Origin of the sequence: Allocoleopsis sp., from assembly GCF_036703385.1 — a bacterium.
Lineage (GTDB): Bacteria > Cyanobacteriota > Cyanobacteriia > Cyanobacteriales > Coleofasciculaceae > Allocoleopsis.
Genome location: NZ_DATNPA010000401.1, coordinates 1 through 19,389, shown reverse-complemented (window position 1 = coordinate 19,389; position 19,389 = coordinate 1). Strand labels below are relative to the sequence as shown.

The following is a 19,389-nucleotide window of genomic DNA, read 5'->3' as shown; positions in this document are numbered from 1 at the left end:
AATTAAAGAATATGTGTCAAACTCAAACCCAATTGGTATAACAGGATTTCACTGACACTCTACGGTGAAGGGTGTTTTTAACGAACCACAGAGACCCAGAGAACTCAGAGGAGGAAGAAAAGGAGAGGAATTAGGAATGAGTAGAGTTTTTTTTCTTCTACATAGGGAGAGTAAACAGGTTCTAGGCTTGTGTACTCTATATCTTCACCATGCTCTATTGATATCCTGCCGCCTGAAGTGTGAACAGTCGAGCGTAGCGTCCTCCTAGTTGCAATAACTCTTGATGTGTTCCCTGCTCAATGATTTCTCCATCTGCCATGACGACAATGGTGTCAGCCATCCGCACGGTGGAGAAACGGTGGGAAATGAGGACAACCATCTGATTTTGGGTAATGGTGCGGAAGTGGTCAAAAATTCGCACCTCGGCCTCTGCATCCATTGCCGCTGTGGGCTCATCTAGGACTAAGATGTCTGCACCCGTCCGCATAAAGGCACGGGATAGGGCAATTTTCTGCCATTGACCCCCGGAGAGTTCTTGTCCTCCTTTAAACCATCGCCCTAACTGGGTGGCAAAACCTTCTGGTAGCATTTCAATAAAGGGTCGAGCCATGCCTTTGTCTGAGGCATCTTCCCAACGTTCTGCGTCTTCTAAATGGTTTACATCCCCCACGCCTACGTTCTCACCGACGGTGAAGTGGTAACGCACGAAGTCCTGAAAAATCACACCGATTCTTTGGCGCAGTACCTCGATATCCCACTCTTGCAAATCCAAACCATCCAGAAGAATGTGTCCTGAATCTGGAGTATAGAGTCGAGTTAACAGCTTAATCAGGGTGGTCTTTCCCGAACCATTTTCACCCACGATCGCTAATTTCTCACCGGGTTTAAGATGAAGCGAAATGTTTTTCAGCGCTGGTTTGGCAATTCCTGGATAGGTGAAGGAAACGTCGATAAAGCGCATTCCATCCCCCAGAATTACACCCTGACGCGCTTTTCCCTTGGGTTTAGGCACATTCTGCTCCAAAAATTCGTAAAGATTGGAGAGATACAGATTATCTTCATACATGCCGCCAATCGACGTTAAGGCACCCGCAAAGGTGGATTGTCCTTGCCGGAATACGGTGAGGTACATGGTCATATCCCCCAAGGAAATGCGACCCCAGATGGTTTCCACCACAATCCAAGCGTAAGCGGCGTAAAATGTCGCCGTACTCAGCAAGCTTAAGAGGTAGCCCCAGAAGCCTCGACGGATGGTGAGATCGCGGTCTTCATCGTAAAGGCGAAGGAAGATATCACGGTAACGTTGTAGCATCGTGGAGCCAAGTTGGTAAAGCTGAACCTCCTTGGCATAGTCTTCGCGGGCAATTAAGGTTTCTAAATAATGCTGCTGTCGGGTTTCCGGTGATCGCCAACGGAACAGGCGAAACGCTTCCCCAGCAAAGCGAGTTTCGGCAATGAAGGGAGGAACCGCCGCGACAACCAAGACTAATACAGCCCAGAATGAGAAGTTCAGCAGTAAACCGCCATACGTGACTAAGGCAAGGGCGGACTGAATCAATCCAAAGGTTCGCATCACCAAAGAAAGGGGACGCTGGGAGGCTTCATGGCGTGCCTGAGTGATTTTGTCATAAAACTCAGAGTTCTCGAAGTGGGTGAGGTCGAGAGTGAGTGCTTTTTCTAGAATCAAAACATTCACCCGTTGCCCCAGCAGGACTCGCAGCAGGGATTGACAGACGGTGAGTCCTCGTTGTGTTGCCGCTAATGCCATAACAGCGATCGCTTCTAACCCCACATACTCCAATGCTGTCCAGCGATGAGCTTCCACACCTGAGCGGGAGGCTAAAACAACGCTATCTACAATTAACTTCCCGATGTATGCGATCGCACCAGGTAACAAACCGGCTACCAGTGTTAGAATCGCCAGCACAATCGTTAGGGTATGGTTTGTTGTCCAGACTAATTCCAATGCCCGTCCACTGTAGCGGAAGACGGAGAGGGATTGACGCAACCCTCGGGTGGGAACTCTCAAATTCTCTATAGATCGTTTTCTTTGTCTACTCATGCTTTTGGTATAACAAATTCATGCTACCAATGAAAAATTCGTAATTCGTAATTGATAATTCGTAATTAATGGATAAAACGCCTCGATCGCTTCGCGCTGCCCTTTTCGGGCAATCGCTCCTCCCCATGCGCCGCGTGAACAGAAAGAAACGGTTCGATATCGTGAGTAATCGACGCTTTGACGTTGTCAGAAAAGGGATGTCGCACTCCTATTGGAGCGATCCTTACCATTTGCTGCTCATGCTGGATTGGCCTCAGTTTTTTGGGCTGACAGCAATTTTCTATATCACCACTAACGCCCTGTTTGCCCTGTTGTACTTGGCAGGAGGAGATTGTATTAAGAGCGCCCGTCCTGGATCGTTCTTAGATGCCTTCTTCTTCAGCATTCAGACGATGGCGACTATTGGCTACGGGGCAATGTATCCCCAAACCGACTACGCTAACCTGCTCGTTGCAATTGAATCGCTAGTGGGTTTGTTGGGAGTAGCAATGGCTACGGGACTGATGTTTGCCCGCTTCTCCCGCCCTACAGCCAGAGTTCTCTTCAGTCGTGTGGCAGTGATTACCCCCCATAATGGGTTGCCCACCCTGATGTTACGTGTAGCCAATGAGCGCCGTAACCAGATTCTCGAAGCCCAAATTGGGTTAAGCTTGCTGCGCGATGAAGTCACGACGGAAGGTCTTTCCATCCGCCGATTTTACGACCTCAAACTGCTTCGGAGCCAAACACGAACCTTTGCACTGAGTTGGATCGTGATGCATGTGATTGATGAGGATAGCCCTTTATATGGAGCAACACCAGAGTCACTAGAAGAGGTGCAAACAGATATTGTTGTCACCCTCACCGGCATTGATGAAACGGTTTCACAGACTGTTCACGCTCGTCACTACTACATTACTGACGAAATTCTGTGGAACATGCGCTTTGTTGATATTTTCTCCAAGAAACCGGATGGGCGGCGCGTACTTGATTTTAACCGCTTTCACGATGTGATGCCGCTTTAAAGCCAGTTTCGCTCAGTATCAGTTCATGGGTTGCAGGGCTGGAGTCAGGGTTGGTAACCATTCTGCTCGCAACTTAGCGATCGCTTCTTCTTTGTGTTTCGCTTCAATCTCAATCCAGGGAGCGTGGCGATAGGAACTCGGCATCACGCTAATCAAGTCGCTATGGTTGCGGTCACTAAATGATTCGCGCCCGTTGGAGATATGCACCATCTGCCATTCTGGCACCGACCAAGTGCTTCGTGCTTCTGTCAGCATTTGGGCAACGCTGGGATGGTCGTAACTGTCTAAACCTTCATGAATAACGTGGTGGTGGGCGTCAAAGACCATTGGCACCCCAGCTTGGCGACAAACGGCTAAAATCTCCTCGGCGCTGTAGGCATATTCGTCGTTTTCCAGTGCGAGTCGGGAGCGAATGGCCTCTGGTAAGTTGCCGATGACTTGAACTAACGCAGGAGAGCGATCGCTTTTCCCCCCATGAATCTCCATCGTGGCCCAAGGCGATCGGGGTTGCCCTAGCTTATCCAGAATCATCGCGTGCATCTGAAGAATTTTGATGCTATTGGCAACGACTTCTGGCTTATCCGAACTGAGGACAACGAACTGATCGGGATGCACCACTATTCGGATGCCCGCCGTCAGTGCACGTTGACCCGTTTTTTGCAGCTCTTCATTGAAATCATTGAGAATTCTTTCTCCTAATTCAGTATCAGCGAAGGGGAAAAGATTAGAAGTAATTCGGTAAAGTCGAAGTTGATTATTGAGGCAAAAATCAATAGCACTATTCAAGTTTTGTAGATTTTTTGCATACAAATTGCGCAGAATTTCCTCTTGCTCAGTCTCTGATAACTGCAACAATCGCTTCCGCGTGACCGTGGAGTAGCGTACCTCTTTAGAGGCGGTGATACATACTAAGCCTAGTTGAGGTATAATACTCGTCGAATTCATGATTTTCCCTAATATTGACTTCTTTTCCAGGGATAACAAACGATTTCTTGCAACAACACCCACCGCGAGAGTGAAGTCTTCCTCAAAGTTTGCAGACAGAGCCCATACTAAGGACTCGCCTCACTGAGGAGGTATTCTTGTAGGACTGGAATCTTCACGATAAATTCAGTGCCTTCTCCTGGGGTAGAAACACAACGGATTTGACCTTTGTGTTTTTCTATCACAATCTGGTAGCAAATGGCTAACCCCAAGCCTGTGCCACGTCCTACTGCCTTGGTGGTAAAAAACGGGTCAAATATCTGATGCAGTACTTCCGGACTCATCCCCATACCATTGTCGGCAATGCGAATAACCACTGAGGGAGTAGGCAGTAGGCAATAGGAGTAGGCTGTGGAGGAGAATTCTTCCCCATTCCGGGGCGGGCACAAGGGCACCGCCCCTACTTCCCACTCTCCACTCCCTATTTCTGTGTGGATGGTAATCTGTCGTGGAACGGGTTGGTTGTCCAGAGCATCAATGGCATTCGAGAGTAAATACATAAACACCTGATTCAGCTGGCTCGCATAACAGGTCACTTTTGGCAGTTGACCATAGTTTTTAATTACCTCAATTTGGGGGCGATCGCCTTCTGCCCTAAGCCGATGCTGTAAAAGCAGTAAAGTATTGTTGATGCCCTCATGAATATCCACAGCTTTTATGTCTGAATTATTCAGTTTTGAAAAGCTTTGTAGAGAGAGTACAATCCCTTGGATACGCTCGGCTCCCACCTGCATTGAATTCATCAGTTTCTGCCAATCTTCTCCCAGAAAATTTAAATCGAGTTCAGAAACGACTTGCTGAATTTCTGGTGTGGAATGGGGGTAAGCCTGCTGGTAGAGTTCAACGAGGTGGCTGAGGTCTTGAAAATATTGACGAGCCAGAAACAGATTGCTGTAAATAAAGCCGACGGGGTTGTTAATTTCGTGGGCAACACCGGCGACTAATTGTCCCAGACTCGACATTTTTTCCGATTGAATTAATTGGGCTTGGGTTCGTTTCAATTCGCTCAATGTAGCTTCTAATTCTTGGGCTTTTTCTCGTTCTCGTGCTTCCGATTGCCGCAGAGCCTCCTCCACCTGTTGGCGATCGCAAATTTCTTGTTGCAGACGTGCGTTTTGGTCGCTGAGTTGCTTAGAGAGCCAACGCAGAGTCAATTGATTCTTGACACGAGCCAAAACCTCTTCACACTGGAATGGCTTGCTGATGTAGTCTACACCACCGACTTCAAAGGCTTTGACCTTATCCCACACATCATCAAGAGCGCTGATAAAAATTACCGGAATGTCCGCCGTTTTTGGGTCGGCTTTGAGCTTCTCACAGACCTCATAACCATTCATCTGAGGCATATTAATATCGAGCAAAATCAGGTCGGGCGAAGCCATCGAAACGACTCTGAGCGCTAGCGACCCATTGATGACTTTCCGCACTTTATACCCTTGTTCACTCAGCATGGTAGAAAGAAGGCGCAGGTTGTCGGGTGTATCGTCAACAACTAGGATGTCTGCTAAAGGGACTAATACCGGGTTGCTATTCATGGCCTAGCGGGTTCAGTCAAATTGATGATTTGCTCGAGAAGGAAGTTATCGATCAAAGCTCTCAAAGCTCGACGCAAAGAGCCATGCTCTAAAGGAATTTGCTCAATCAGCTGCTTCATCAGCTCGTCATCGGCATAAAGGGCAGCTTGATGGAGTTGTATCACCCAAGAAGCAGGCATGACGGTCAACGCATCGGGTTTCAACGGCTGAACTGGCGCAGATGGCTGGGCTAAAGTGGGCGTGTCCTGCTGTTCATAGATATAGCGCACTCCCAAGTGATGAGCTATCTTTTCTAGGAGTACCTCCCGCTGGAAAGGTTTCGGCAAAAAATCGTCACAGCCAGCTTTTAAGATGGCTTCTTGCTGCTCTTCAAAAGCACTGGCCGTTAGGGCAATAATCACACTCTTTTGACCGTTTGGGGTTTGCTTAATGTATTGGGTAGCCTCATACCCGTCCATAACAGGCATGATCACATCCATCCAGATGAGATGGGGTGACCAACTCTCCCACAAGCTGACTCCTTCCTGACCATTCGTCGCTGTGCGGACTTCAAACCCTAGGGGTTCGAGTATCTTAACCAGCAGTTTGCGATTGACAGCACCATCCTCAACAATCAAAAGACGATAGGACGGTTGATTTGGCTCTAAACCCATCACCCGCCGTTTACCGGATACCGGTTTTTTATCCGCCGCTGTGGCCAAGCCAATCTGGATATCGAACCTAAAAATGGCTCCTCGACCGGGGGTACTGGTAACGGCAATTTCTCCCCCCATGAGGCGTACAAATTGTTGGCTAATCGGTAGACCTAATCCCGTACCTTCCATTGACTGGCGACCCGTTTCGCTTTGTACAAACGGGTCAAATAAGCTACTGAGTTCTTCAGGGGCGATCCCAGGGCCAGTGTCTTCAACTTCAAACCACAGGCGGGAAGTGGGCAGGGGAAATTGGGGGAGAGGAAACAGCCCTGCCTTGTTTCCCCTGGCTCCCATTCCTACGTGCAGTATGACACGACCCGTTTGAGTAAATTTGATCGCGTTTCCCAACAGATTAATTAGGGTTTGACGCAATTTACTTTCGTCGGTTTGGATGTATTGGGGGACATCGGAGGCTCGTTCAAATATCAGTTCCAGACCTTTGGATGTGGCTTTGAGTCCCAGCATTTCTTCTAAAGAATCGAGCAGGCGATACAAGTCAAAGCGATTTTTATTCAAAGTGACTTGACCGGCCTCTATTTGAGACATTGACAAAATGTCATTGATTAGCTCTAGTAAATGCTCACCACTACGATTGATGATTTCGAGATATTCTTTGTATTCTGGGGTCATCGACTGGTCACGAGCCATCAGTTGAGTAAAACCAAGGATGGCGTTGAGGGGAGTACGCAGTTCATGACTCATTTTGGACAAAAAGTGGCTTTTGGCGCGGTTTGCGGCTTCAGCTTCAAGTTTAGCTTTCTCTAGAGCATGATTTTGCAGCGCCAGTTCTTGACGCTGTTGTTTTTCCTGTTCGAGGAGATTGGCTTGGGCGATCGCAATTCCTAGTTGCGCCGCTACCGATTCTATAAATTCAATCTCTTCTTGAGTCCAATGGCGGAAGTGATCGTACTGATGCAGACCAATCGCTCCATTGGGTTTTCCTTGATAAGAAGTCCGAACGGCTAGCATGGACTTGAGACCCAGTTGCTGGCATAGGGATAAAGCGCCTTTTAACAATGGCTCGGTGTAGATATTATCAGAGGCAAGGGCTTGGTCTTCGGCTAACATCACCTGGACGTGGGGATTGCCAATCACTGGAATTTCGAGATTGAGAAGCGAGACTAATCCTGGTGGCTTATAGTCTGCCACTAAAGGAATCAGGGGAGTTGGGTAGTCAATGTAGGTATGAATCAAGCAACGATTAACGCCAAACGCTTTGCCAATTTGGATGGCAGCCGTCTGAAACACTTGCTTGGGATTTAAGCTAGAGCGAATCTCTTGAGTAATTCTCTCTTGCAATAAGACTCGCTGGATTTGCCGTTCTAGAGCGGTTTTAGCCGTCTGAAGTTCCAGTTCTGCGGCTTTGCGATCGCTCACGTCAATCACTAAACCATGCCACAGAATTGTTCCATTGTCGCAACGTTCAGGTCGAGCCGCGCCTCGAATCCATTTGAGCCTTCCAGAGGGTGTCATGATTCGCCCTTCCCATACCCAAGGCTCTATGGTTTGGGCGCTGGTTTCGATCGATTCAAAGAGGCTGGCTATGTCATCGGGATGAGTCAGTGCAAAGCCTAAGGTGGGATTTTCTAAAAGCTGCTCTGGCTCTAATTCATTAATATCCCGGCAACCGGAACTCACATAAGTAAAACGATAAGAACCATCTGAGTCTCGCAGAAATTCATAAAGCATTCCGGGTACATTGGCAGCCAAGTTTTGGATGCGAGCTTCACTTTGCTGCAAGGCGATTTCAATGGCTTTGCGATCGCTAATGTCCGTATTCGAGCCAACCATCCGCACGGGATTCCCCGCTTCATCCCAGACGGCTTGTCCTCGTCCTAAAATCCATTTGTAGCTGCCATCTTTGCACTGAAGGCGAAACTCTACAGCGTAATTCGGGATTTTCTGCTCCAGATAATCTTGCTTGATTTGCATCACCCGCTCTAGATCATCGGGATGAAGGCGTGCTGTCCACTCCTGATTGTCGCCCCCAATTTCGTAGTCTTCATAACCCAGCATTTCCATCCATCGGCTGGATCTGAAGGCTTCATTGGTTTTCAGGTTCAAGTCCCAAATCCCTTCATGGGTGCCCTTGTTGACGAGTTGCCAGCGTTCTTCACTCTTTGTCAATTCCTCCTCAACCCGTTTGCGATCGCTAATATCTGTTGCCGTACCCAAAATCTGCTTTGGCTTCCCGTCGGTGTTTCTGGTAAACACCGTCTCTCGTGCAAACAGCCAATGCCATTCACCCTTTTTATGTCTCATCCGGTACTCAAACTCTAAGATTTCGCCATCTTGAGCAGATTCAAAGCGTTGGAAATGTTTCGGAACGCTGGCGAAATCCTCCGGGTGCATCAGGGTTGGCAGTACAACCATACCCATCTGCTGCACTTCTTCTGGGGTGTAACCCAAAATGGTGTAAACTTCGCGGTTGATATAGACGTTACGCCGCTCTATCAAGTCATGAACATACAAAATATTGGGATTCGCTTCTGTGATGGCAGAGAGCCAACGCTGGCTTTCTTGCAGTTCTGCTTCAACCTGCTTACGTTGGGTAATGTCGCTCATGGAGCCAATGTACTCAATGGGATTTCCCTGCTCGTCACGCACTAACATGACAACATCCAACAGCCAACGATAAGTCCCGTCTTTGTGTAAAAAGCGGTATTCAAAAGAGTGCTGCTCCAGCTCAAATAGCTGTGGGAATTGAGCCAAGATGCCCTCTTTGTCGTCTGGATGGATATGGCTTTCCCAGAAGCGCGAATCCTCTAGGAATTCCTGGGCGGTGTAACCGAGCAAGAGAGTGGTATTCTCGCTGATAAAGGTGGCTCTGTAGTTGTCAAGCTTGCAGGTATAAATAATGGCTGGGCTAGAGGAGAGTAAGTACTCTAGACGTTTTTGAGCAATCAGCAGAGCATCAGCCGCCTGCTTGCGATCGGTGATATCCCGGAATGTTACCGCGAAGCCATCACCCAACTTAACCGCAACATAGACAAACCAAGCCTTGATGCTGTCATAGTCATAATAGATTTCCCGCTCTTGGGGTATACCCGTCTCAACAACAGTGACATACCGATCAAATAAGCCCGCCTCACGATTTCCCGGCAGTTCCACCAGCAGTTGCTTTCCCAGCAACTCGTGAGAGGTTCGCCCCGTCATTTTTTCGGCTGCCGGGTTGGCTAAAATCCACTTAAAATCGACAATTTTACCCCGACTATCCCGAATCGCCTCAAACACCATCACCCCATCTTGGGAGGTATGCAAAACACTAGCGAGTAATGATTGCGACTGTTGCAGTTGTTGATTTTGTGCTTCGAGTTGCACAGAGAGTCTTCGGATCTTCAGTTGATTCTCAATTCGTGCTAAGACTTCTTCTTGCTGGAATGGTTTCGTAATATAATCAACCGCACCGACTTTTAATCCTTTAATCTTATCGAGGGACTCAGACAGCGCCGTCATAAAAATCACTGGAATATCTTGTGTTTCGGCCGTTGCTTTCAGACGCCGACAAGTCTCAAACCCATCGAGTCCTGGTAACATTACATCTAACAAGATTAAGTCCGGTGCTACCTTGTCCAGCTTGGTGATGGCACTTTCCCCACTCTGTGCCACCAGAACTTTAAAGCCAGATTCTTGCAAGAAGCTAAACAGCATCTTGAGATTCGTCGGTTGGTCATCAACAATCAAGATGGTGCTTGGGTTGGCAGTTAACATTGTTATGACTTGGAAATATATTGTTCGACCAGTTTCAGGATTTCCTGCTCTTCAAACTCTTGAGCGAGTTGTAGCAGTTTGTTGGTAAAGGCAACATATTGAGGAGCCAGTTGCCTAAGGCGAGTGACTTCCTCTTCAATGCCTGCAATATCCCCGATTTGAGCCGCTTGGTATAACGTAACCAATTCCGCAGGAGGTGGGGCAATGATTTCGCCTACCTCTGGGTTGTTCCTTGTCGATGCATCCAATGATTCTGTGATCCAAACGACGCCTAAGCAGTTCTGTATTTTTTCTAGCAGTTCTTCGGATTGGATGGGTTTAGGGATAAAATCATCACAACCTGCGTCCCGGCTTTTTTGCCGATCAATCTCAAACACGGAAGCACTGGAGGCAATCACGAGTGTATCCTGACATTCGGGTAAGCGACGTAGGCGTTGCGTCATATCAAACCCATTCATCACAGGCATCATCAGGTTGGTGATAATTAAATCAGGTTTTTGTTCGGTGGCTTTTTCGATCCCTTCTTGCCCATCCGCTGCCTCAATCACTTCAAAGCCGATAGGTTCTAACATGTTGGCGATGACGGAGCGATTGGCAAAAGCATCATCAACCACTAGAATTTTCCGGCTTTTTCCTTGAAATCCGATGATGATGTCGGAGGATTGGAGCGAAGCTGAATCAATCTCTACTGAGGCAAGGGGCAGATTAATTTCGACACGAAAAATACTGCCTTTCCCCAGGGTACTCTCTACCAAGAGTTCGCCTCCCATCAGCGAAACGAGGTTTTTGCTAATGGCTAATCCTAAGCCAATGCCTTCCACCTTGCGCCAAGTATCTCCCACTTGTTCAAACGGTAAAAATATTTTGGCTAATTGGGTGGGATTCATCCCAATGCCTGTATCCTCAATTTGAAAACGAATCCTTTGATGGGAGACTTTAGATTTTAAGTTTGGGATTGCCGATTGAGACTTTTTTTCGGCTTTTTTCCCATTTTCTAATACCTCAACTTTAAATGTTACTCTACCTGTATTCGTGAATTTGATGGCATTACTTAAGAGGTTAATTAAGACTTGTCGTAGACGTTTTTCATCAGCACAAATTGCTGAAGGTAAGTTGGGATTGGGTTGGTAAGTAAAATCAATTTGTTTTTGTTCAGCACGCAGACGAAAGATTTGTTGGATATTAAATAGGAAGGTTGGGAAATGAAACTCGGTAGGCAGGAGTTCCATTTTTTGGGCTTCGATTTTAGCAATATCTAAAAGATCGTTAATTAAGGTGAGGAGGTGGGAACCGCATTGGTAAATAATATTGATGCCCTCTTGTTGCTTGGGACTTGCCGTTTTATCACGTTGCAGGATTTGCGCGTATCCGAGAATGCCATTCAGGGGGTTGCGGAGTTCATGACTCATATTGGCGATAAATTCGCTCTTGGCGCAGTTGGCAACTTCTGCGGCGGTTAAAGCGTTTTGCAGTGCGGCTTCTGTTTCTTTGCGATCGCTGATATCTTGCACCGTACCAAAGAATTTAATCAGCCTCCCTTCATTGTCGCTAATCGCTTGTAGTTTAAGGCAGATATGCCGAACCACTCCATCCGGACGCACAATCCGAACTTCTAATTCATCATGTCTTGCGCCTGCGATCGCTTCAGTTAATGATGTTGACCAAAATTTGCGATCATCAGGATGAATTAATGCCTGAATTCTCTCATGATGGGGTTCTCCTTGCTCGGGTTTTAGCCCGAAAATCCGGAACAATTCTTCACTCCAACTAACTTTTTTGGTGTTTAGATCACATTCAAAACTTCCTACATGAGCCAGTCGTTGAGCTTCAGCCAGTCGAGCTTCTTTGGCTGTTAATTCCCGCGTTCGCTCCTCGACTTTAGCCTCTAGAAGCTGAGAATAATACTTGGCTTGATGATACAGCTTGGCATTTTCTTGCGCCAGTCGCTCCATTTCAGCTTTAGTGCTATCCAGCTTTTTAATTTCACTAAAGGTTCTTAACGCTGTCACGACGGCTGTCAAGAGCTTGGGCTTGGTTAATTCAGTTTTTGTTTTATAATCGTTGATTTCATAATTTAAAATGACCACTGTCTCTGGGCACTTACCCGGTTGTCCCGTGCGAATAATAATTTGTACAAATTCATTTTTTAAAGAACTTCTAATATAATTAACAACCTCCAATCCAGCATCATCTTTTTCCATGACTACATCGAGTAATATCATGGCTAAATCTAGATTTTTGGCGATAACTTGTTTAGCTTCGTGTCCTGAATATGCACTTAAGAAGGTTAAAGTTTTGTCCTCAAAAACAAAATTTTTTAAAGCTAATTTTGTCACCTGATGAACCTCGGCATCATCATCCACAATCAAGATTTTCCACGTTTCCCCTGTTTGTGGTTGTTCCGATGTATCTTCAATAAATAATAAATCTTCGCTTTCCTCCTCTTGAAAAAAAGGCAGGTTTTGATTCGTCTCTGACATGAAGCCTACTCCTAGATGATCAATCCTAATTTCTAACTCCCCTGCATAACTGGTGTTGGGTTCGATTGGCTAGCTAATCATTCATCAGGGGTAACGGTAGTAGCCTAGACTTGCTCAATTTAAATAGATGGCAGAAGATACCCAATCCGCAGCTATAAACCCCTTCATCTGTTTATTCTCTTCTGTGCACTCTCTGTAGCTCTGTGGTTACTTTAAAAGAGGGGATAGCCAACCCGGATTGAGTATGACTCAGGAAATCATCAGAGTTTTCTTCTGTTAATCTACCTCTGTGTTATGGGTAATTTAAGAGTAAATTTTGTCCCCCTACCGACTTGGCTCTCACACTGGATTGTTCCCCGCAGTTTTTGGGTAATCAGGTTATAAACAATATGCAAGCCTAAGCCAGTGTTCCCCTGACTTCGATTGGTCGTAAAAAAAGGGTCAAATATTTGACTTATATTTTCAGGTTTTATACCTTGACCATCATCAGAATATTGCAAGATGAGCTGTTCGCCTTCTCGCTGAAAATCTAGCTGAATCTGTCCAGCCTCTTCTTCAGCGTAAGCATGGATTAGGGAGTTCATAACTAAATTGGTCACAATCTGAGATAAAGCACCTGGATAACTATTCAGGGTGAGATTGGCATCGCCTGTAATTTTAATCGTATGTTTAGTCTTCTTTAAATTTCCAATTAATGAGAGGATAATTTCTTCAAGATACTCTTTGAGATAAAAACAGCGTTGTGACTCACTCGACTGATCTACCGCCACTTGTTTAAAACTTTGAACGAGGTCAGCCGCCCGTTTGAGATTCGCTAAAATCATGCGACTGCTTTCTCTCGCCGTATCTAAAAATGTTTCTAAATCGGCACGTTTCATTTTGCCGCTCTGATAAATATTAGAAAAATCAGTGGTATCTTCCGCTAATACCGATGCGGCTGTTACACTAATCCCAATCGGAGTATTGATTTCATGAGCGACACCCGCCACTAAGTTTCCCAATGCTGCCATTTTTTCTGATTCAATAAGTTGAAATTGAGTCGTTTTGAGCTGCTGTAACGTTTTGCCCAGCTCCTCATTCTTGTCTTTCAGATTCCTTTGCAAGTTGCGTATGGCCAAATGAGTTTCCACACGAGCCAAAACTTCTTCCACCTGAAACGGTTTGGTGATGTAGTCTACACCACCTATGGCAAAGGCTTTTACCTTATCGAGAACTTCACTGACAGCACTGATAAAGATTACTGGAATTTCACGCGTGTGTTCATCGGCTTTGAGATGTTCACAGACTTCATAGCCATCCATATTAGGCATGAGAATATCTAGCAAAATCAGATCGGGGGGTTCCGTCCGTGCAGCAGAAAGTGCCATACTGCCATTAGAGGCTGGTCGAACTTTATATCCCCGCTCGGCTAATAGGTTGACTAAAAGACGTAAATTGGCGACTGTATCATCAACAACTAATATGTTGGCTTTATAATCGTCTATTGGATTATCATTCATTCCGAAGATAAATTAGTCGGTTTTTAATCAGAAGCTTGTTGCAGGAAAGCTAAAATCTCATCATACTTGAAATCAGCCGCCAATATAGCTAACCTCTCGGCTAGGAATGCGTGATGACAGCGGATTTCATCAATTAGCGTGTCAATTTTATCCATGTCGATGCGGGTGGCGGCCTGTTTTAGATGGGTTAGCAATTCCAAAGGAACAGTCGCCAGAGCAGATGCCGTTAGGGCATTAGGGTTATTAACCTGTTTTTGCAAAGAGTTCGTTGGCGCATCGTAGATATAACTCAGCCCTAGATGTTTTTGTATTGTCTCAAAAATATCAACCTCTCGAAAGGGTTTGCGCACGAAATCATCGCAACCCGCCGAGAGAATTACCGCCCGTTCTTCTTCTAAAGTACTAGCCGTCAGAGCAATCACCGCCGTAGCTTGCCCTTTGATGGTGGCTTTAATCCGTTGGGTTGCCTCGTAGCCGTCCATCACCGGCATTCTCATGTCCATCCAGATTAAGTGCGGCTGCCAACGTTCCCAAACCTCTAAAGCCTCAAGTCCGTTGCTCGCTTGTTGTAGTTCAAAGCCAAGGGGGTGCAATAATTTGAGTAGCAGTTGACGATTCTCCCAACGGTCATCGACGATCAGAATTCGATAGCGGGGTTGGTTGGGTTCTAGCGCCATCACTCGGCGTGTCGCTTGCTGAGTTGGAATATCGCTAGAATCCACGATGCTAACTTGAAGATAAAACTTGAATAGGGAGCCATGTCCGAGAGTACTGCTGAGGGTAATATCACCGCCCAATAGTTGGACAAATTGGCGAGCTATTGCTAAGCCTAAACCCGTTCCTTCTTGGGAAATTCTGCCGGATTTAGCTTGCACAAAGGATTCAAACAAACTATCAATCTCCTCTGCGGCAATCCCAAGCCCCGTGTCTTCAACTTCAAACTGTAATTGGGCATGGGGAACGTTTTCTTCTGTTATCAGGTTCGAGGTTTGAGGTTGTGCTCTCTCCCCTCTCCCTTGCATCATCCCGACACGCACCGATACGCCCCCCGACTCTGTAAATTTAATGGCGTTATTGAGCAGGTTAATTAAGATTTGGCGTAACTTCACTTCATCGGTACAGATATATCGGGGGAGATTGGGGGCACGCTCAAACAGTAACTGCAACTGCTTATCCCTCGCCCGTAAACGGAACATATCTTCTAAGTCATCCAACAGACGATATAAATCGAAGTTGTGTGGGTTGAGGGTAAGGCGTCCCGCCTCAATTTTGGACAAATCCAGCACTTGGTTAATCAGGGTAAGCAGGTGTTCCCCGCTACGCATAATGATGGCGAGATTTTCCTGTTGAGAGGGATTGAGGTGGGCATCGCGGTGAATTAATTGGGAGAAGCCAAGAATTGCGTTGAGGGGGGTACGTAGTTCATGGCTCATATTCGCCAGGAATTCACTTTTGGCTCGGTTGGCAGCATCAGCTGCTTTTGTGGCGGCTTCTGCTGCTTCTTTGGCTCTTTGGAGTGCGGCTTTTGCTTGTTTGCGATCGCTAATATCTTGACTCACAGAAATTAAACAAGATTGCCCATAAAAGTTAATGACCTCTACCGATAACAGCGCTGTTCTTACCGTGTCAAATTTAGTGCGAAAATCGAATTCATAGTTGTGAAGTGTACCCTGCTCTTTGAGTATCTGGAGCATTGTGTCGCGGGCTTGCCAATCTACCCAAAGATTCAGCTCGAGGGCGGTTCGACCAATGATTTCTTCACGGGTGTAACCTGTAAATTGACAAAAGCTGTCGTTCACCTCAATATGGCGACCATCACTGAGTTTGGTGAGGGTGATGGCGCAAGGACTGGAACGAAAGGCTCTGGCAAACTTTTCTTCGGATTGGCGCAGCGCCTCCTCGGCAAATTTGCGATCGCTAATATCACGAGCTACCCAGATAACGGAATGATTAGACATCGGCGAAATGCGAGCTGTGAACCAAAACTCATGGTCACCCCAGGGTAGACTGTAATCGAAATTCAGTGTCTGTTGGGTTTCTAACGTTCGTCGAATTTGTCGCCACCAATTCTCAGCCTTTTCATCCTGAAAAAATTGTTCAATTGTAGAGTTGATAATGTCGGGGTTAGAATCATACAAAGAACTGCTGTTTGTCGGCACAACCTCTATGTTGCCTTGGACATCAATAATCAGTACGATGTCAGTCATGGCTGTAAAGACGGCACGCATTTTACTTTCTGAGATGTGCAGCTTCTCAGACAAAAATTGGCGTTTGCTAATTTCCTGTCGCAATTCCTGAGTTCTCTCTTCGACTTTAAGCTCCAGAGTGCGTGAATAGTTCTCTAATTTTTCGTACAGTCGAGCATTTTCTAGAGCGATCGCGGCCTGAGAACATAATAATGTAAGAACTGATAATCGCTCAGGGGTAAAAGCCTCTGAAGTTAAATTATTTTCTAAGTAAAGGAGGCCGAGCAGTTTACCTTGACTTTGAATCGGAGTACATAAAATCGACTTGGGTTGTTGGATGAGAATGTAATCATCTTGAGTAAATGCACCTTGTTTTACTGCATCCCCTAAAACGATATTCTCCCTTGTCCGAGCGACGTAATTAATAATAGATTTGGGGAGGTCAATGCAAGGTATGTCTTCTGAGTCTTGCGCCTGAACGCATAAGGGAATAGCGACTCTTACCGTCACTCCATCCAGTGCGATCGCACCCGATACTTCAACTTGCCATTGCCCTGCTTTTTCTCTTAAGAAAAATCCTTTTTCAGCGCCTGCATTTTCGATAATAATTCTCATCATCTTTGTTAACAACGTATCCAGTACAATTTCACTGGAAATAGCTTGAGCCGCTTGCATCACGGCGGCTAAATCCAATATTTCACCGGAATGCTTGCTTGTTGAGGTGATAGAGGTTTTTCTGTTTGTGTTGGTTAGGTCACTGGAATTAGTAATAGGCGTTAGTTGTTGTGTGGATTCTGACCATTGATTCAATTGACGACTGAGCAACTCCACCCTATTTGCAGGGATGTCCCTCGCCTCAATTTGAGCCATATCCCATTGCCAGCCCAGGCATTCACTATCAAACCTTATGATCTTTTCTGCATAGAGCGTATTTAAAAATTCTTTGATCAAAAAAGGATTACCTCTTGTTTTTTGTAAAACTAGCTCTGCCAAGGGATTCCCTTTAATCTTATTAATGTGTAACGTGTCAGCTATAAGTTGGCGAATGGGCGCTATTCCTAAAGGAATTAATGGAATTTGGTTGATAACAACTTTCTTTTGATGCAGCTTATCAATCATCCTGATTAAAGGATGTAAGGGATAGACTTCATTATCCCGATATGCGCCAATTAAAAATAGAGAGTGTGGGGTTTGCCGGGTCGGAGTCGCATGGGTTTTTCCTAGGAGCATCAGCTCGATTAATTCGAGGCTTGCAGAATCTGCCCACTGTAAATCATCCAGAAACATCACGAGCGGAGCTTTAGGAAGGAGATTTTCTTCACAGATAAATACCCGCATGAATGTCTGGAAGACCTGATTAAAGCGATTTTGAGACTCGGTTGCTCCCAACTCTGGCATAGAAGGTTGTTGACCGATAATCAGCTCCAATTCAGGAATCACATCATTAATAAGCTGACCTTGAGAGTCCAAAGCGGCTAATATTTTTTCTCGCCATTGTTGAAGTTGTACTTCGCTTTCAGTTAAGAGTTGCTGCACCAATTCCTGAAAAGTATTGATCACAGCAGGATAAGGAACAGTTCGCCCAGATGGTTCAAATTTACCAGAAATAAAGTAGCCCTGTTTTGCTCTAACCGCTTGCTCAATTTCGTGAATTAGCGCTGATTTGCCGATACCGGAGTCACCCGTTACCAGCATCATCTCTAAGGATGAAGAATTAAAATGTCTATGCGTTTGATGTTCTCTTCCTTCACTATAAAAATCAGACTTTTCTGAAGCTTCAGGACTTAATCCAGTACCCCCTTCATCCTTCCTGCTTAATCCTTCAGACTTTCTTCTCGCTACTACTCGCTCCAAGGCTGCCAGTAAAACTTCTATTTCTTGCTCTCTACCATACAGCCTTTGCGGAATTTGAAACTGCTCAAAAATCTCATGTTGACCAGGAACAATATTTTCGATGACCCCGTTAGCCTCTAACTGCATCAAACACACCACTAAATCGGCTTTAATCCCCCAGGCACTTTGATATCGCTCCTCAGCATTTTTTGCCAATAGTTTCATGACAATATTGGAAACAGGTTGAGGAATTTCCGAAGAAACTTCACAAGCAGGCAAAGGCTGTTTCGCTAGATGACAATGGACTAATTCGATTGCATCATTTGTTTCAAAAGGCAGCTTGTGAGTGAGCAATTCATAAAAGGTGACGCCAAGGGAGTAAAAATCTGTGCGGTAATCCAGAGTTCGGTTCATCCGTCCTGTTTGCTCTGGCGATATGTAGGCTAAAGTCCCTTCTAAGCTCTTGGGATTATTCGGGTTGGGATTAGAGGAAGTGAATCGGGTAGCCAGACCAAAGTCAATGATTTTAAGCTGTGCAGTTTCTGGGTTAAAGACAATATTCGATGGATTAATATCTTTGTGGATAATATTAGCTTCGTGGATATTACCTAAGCTGTCGGTTATCTGAATGGCGATGTGGAGAAATTCAGAGAGGGTAAACTTTCGCTCATCCATCAACATCCTCAAGGATAACCCGCCAAAATCCTCGAAAATGATCGCCAAATTGTTCTGAGCGGTTTCTAAGCTATAAGCCTTGATAACGCTATCTAGATTCAGGCTCCGGAGGATTTCATATTCGTGTTGATAACGCGTGAGTTCTACCGGAGCTGGGTAGTTTGGCTGAAGTACTTTAACAATTACAGCTTGGTTATCAGCTTTGCGGATGCCGCGATAGACGATAGAACTGGAACTTTCATAAAGGTGGGTAAGAATCTGGTAGCCGGAAAGATTCAGCATAGCGAGGAAGAGGTAATAGGTAAGCTAATCGGCATTTAAGTTGCATTATCGAGGAAGCAAGGCAGAAGGCAGTTCGCGCAGCGTTCTCCGCAGGAGTAGGCAGAGGACAGAAGGGTTAAGAGGAATGGCACTGACTTAAGGGAAAAGTGATCCTTAGTTTGGGAAAAACCAAGATTGGGGGGGTTCCCCCCAAACCCCCCACTGGGGGACAAGTGTCTCCCCCAGACCCCCTGCACAAGGGTTGGTTGGTAAGGTAGGAGAGTTCTTAAATCAGTGCCATTCTTCTTAAGTCAGTGCCATTCGGGTTAAGAGTTTTGCCCTCATCACGAAGGTGTGCAATTTAAATGCACATCAGCTTAATAGGTAATGGGTCATGGGTAAATCTCTAATAATTACCCATTACTTATTACCAATTGCGACAAAAAAGGGTAGCGTACATCTAC

General features: G+C 45.8%; 8 protein-coding genes. 1 reads left to right on the top strand and 7 read right to left on the bottom strand.

The window, feature by feature from the left end; translation table 11 throughout:
* Positions 1 to 214 precede the first annotated feature (214 nt).
* Positions 215 to 2,062, bottom strand: a complete 1,848-nt coding sequence (locus V6C93_RS19905; protein ID WP_349262772.1) for an ABC transporter ATP-binding protein — start codon at positions 2,060 to 2,062, stop codon at positions 215 to 217.
* A 68-nt stretch (positions 2,063 to 2,130) separates the two neighbouring features.
* On the opposite strand from V6C93_RS19905, the gene V6C93_RS19900 reads away from it, so the two are divergent.
* Positions 2,131 to 3,066, top strand: a complete 936-nt coding sequence (locus V6C93_RS19900) for an ion channel (protein ID WP_333478410.1) — start codon at positions 2,131 to 2,133, stop codon at positions 3,064 to 3,066.
* Between the two features lie 18 nt (positions 3,067 to 3,084).
* Here V6C93_RS19900 and uvsE read toward each other — a convergent pair whose 3' ends face one another.
* The 6 genes from uvsE to V6C93_RS19870 all read right to left on the bottom strand — a co-directional run bounded on the left by uvsE (position 3,085) and on the right by V6C93_RS19870 (position 18,946).
* Positions 3,085 to 4,011, bottom strand: a complete 927-nt coding sequence (gene uvsE / locus V6C93_RS19895; RefSeq protein ID WP_333478409.1) for a UV DNA damage repair endonuclease UvsE — start codon at positions 4,009 to 4,011, stop codon at positions 3,085 to 3,087.
* A gap of 107 nt (positions 4,012 to 4,118) precedes the next feature.
* Positions 4,119 to 5,585, bottom strand: coding sequence for a hybrid sensor histidine kinase/response regulator (locus V6C93_RS19890; protein ID WP_333478408.1), 1,467 nt, complete (start codon positions 5,583 to 5,585; stop codon positions 4,119 to 4,121).
* A complete protein-coding gene (locus V6C93_RS19885; RefSeq protein ID WP_333478407.1) occupies positions 5,582 to 9,991 on the bottom strand; it encodes a PAS domain-containing protein in 4,410 nt (1,469 codons plus the stop codon). The genes V6C93_RS19890 and V6C93_RS19885 overlap by 4 nt, the downstream gene beginning before the upstream one ends.
* Before the next feature lie 2 nt (positions 9,992 to 9,993).
* Positions 9,994 to 12,471, bottom strand: coding sequence for a response regulator (locus V6C93_RS19880; RefSeq protein WP_333478406.1), 2,478 nt, complete (start codon positions 12,469 to 12,471; stop codon positions 9,994 to 9,996).
* A gap of 281 nt (positions 12,472 to 12,752) precedes the next feature.
* Positions 12,753 to 13,970 (bottom strand): hybrid sensor histidine kinase/response regulator, encoded by a 1,218-nt coding sequence (locus V6C93_RS19875; protein WP_333478405.1) that lies wholly within the window; start codon positions 13,968 to 13,970, stop codon positions 12,753 to 12,755.
* Between the two features lie 23 nt (positions 13,971 to 13,993).
* Positions 13,994 to 18,946 carry a protein kinase domain-containing protein gene (locus V6C93_RS19870; RefSeq protein WP_333478404.1) on the bottom strand — a complete coding sequence of 1,651 codons (4,953 nt, stop codon included), beginning with the start codon at positions 18,944 to 18,946 and terminating at the stop codon, positions 13,994 to 13,996.
* Positions 18,947 to 19,389 lie beyond the last annotated feature (443 nt).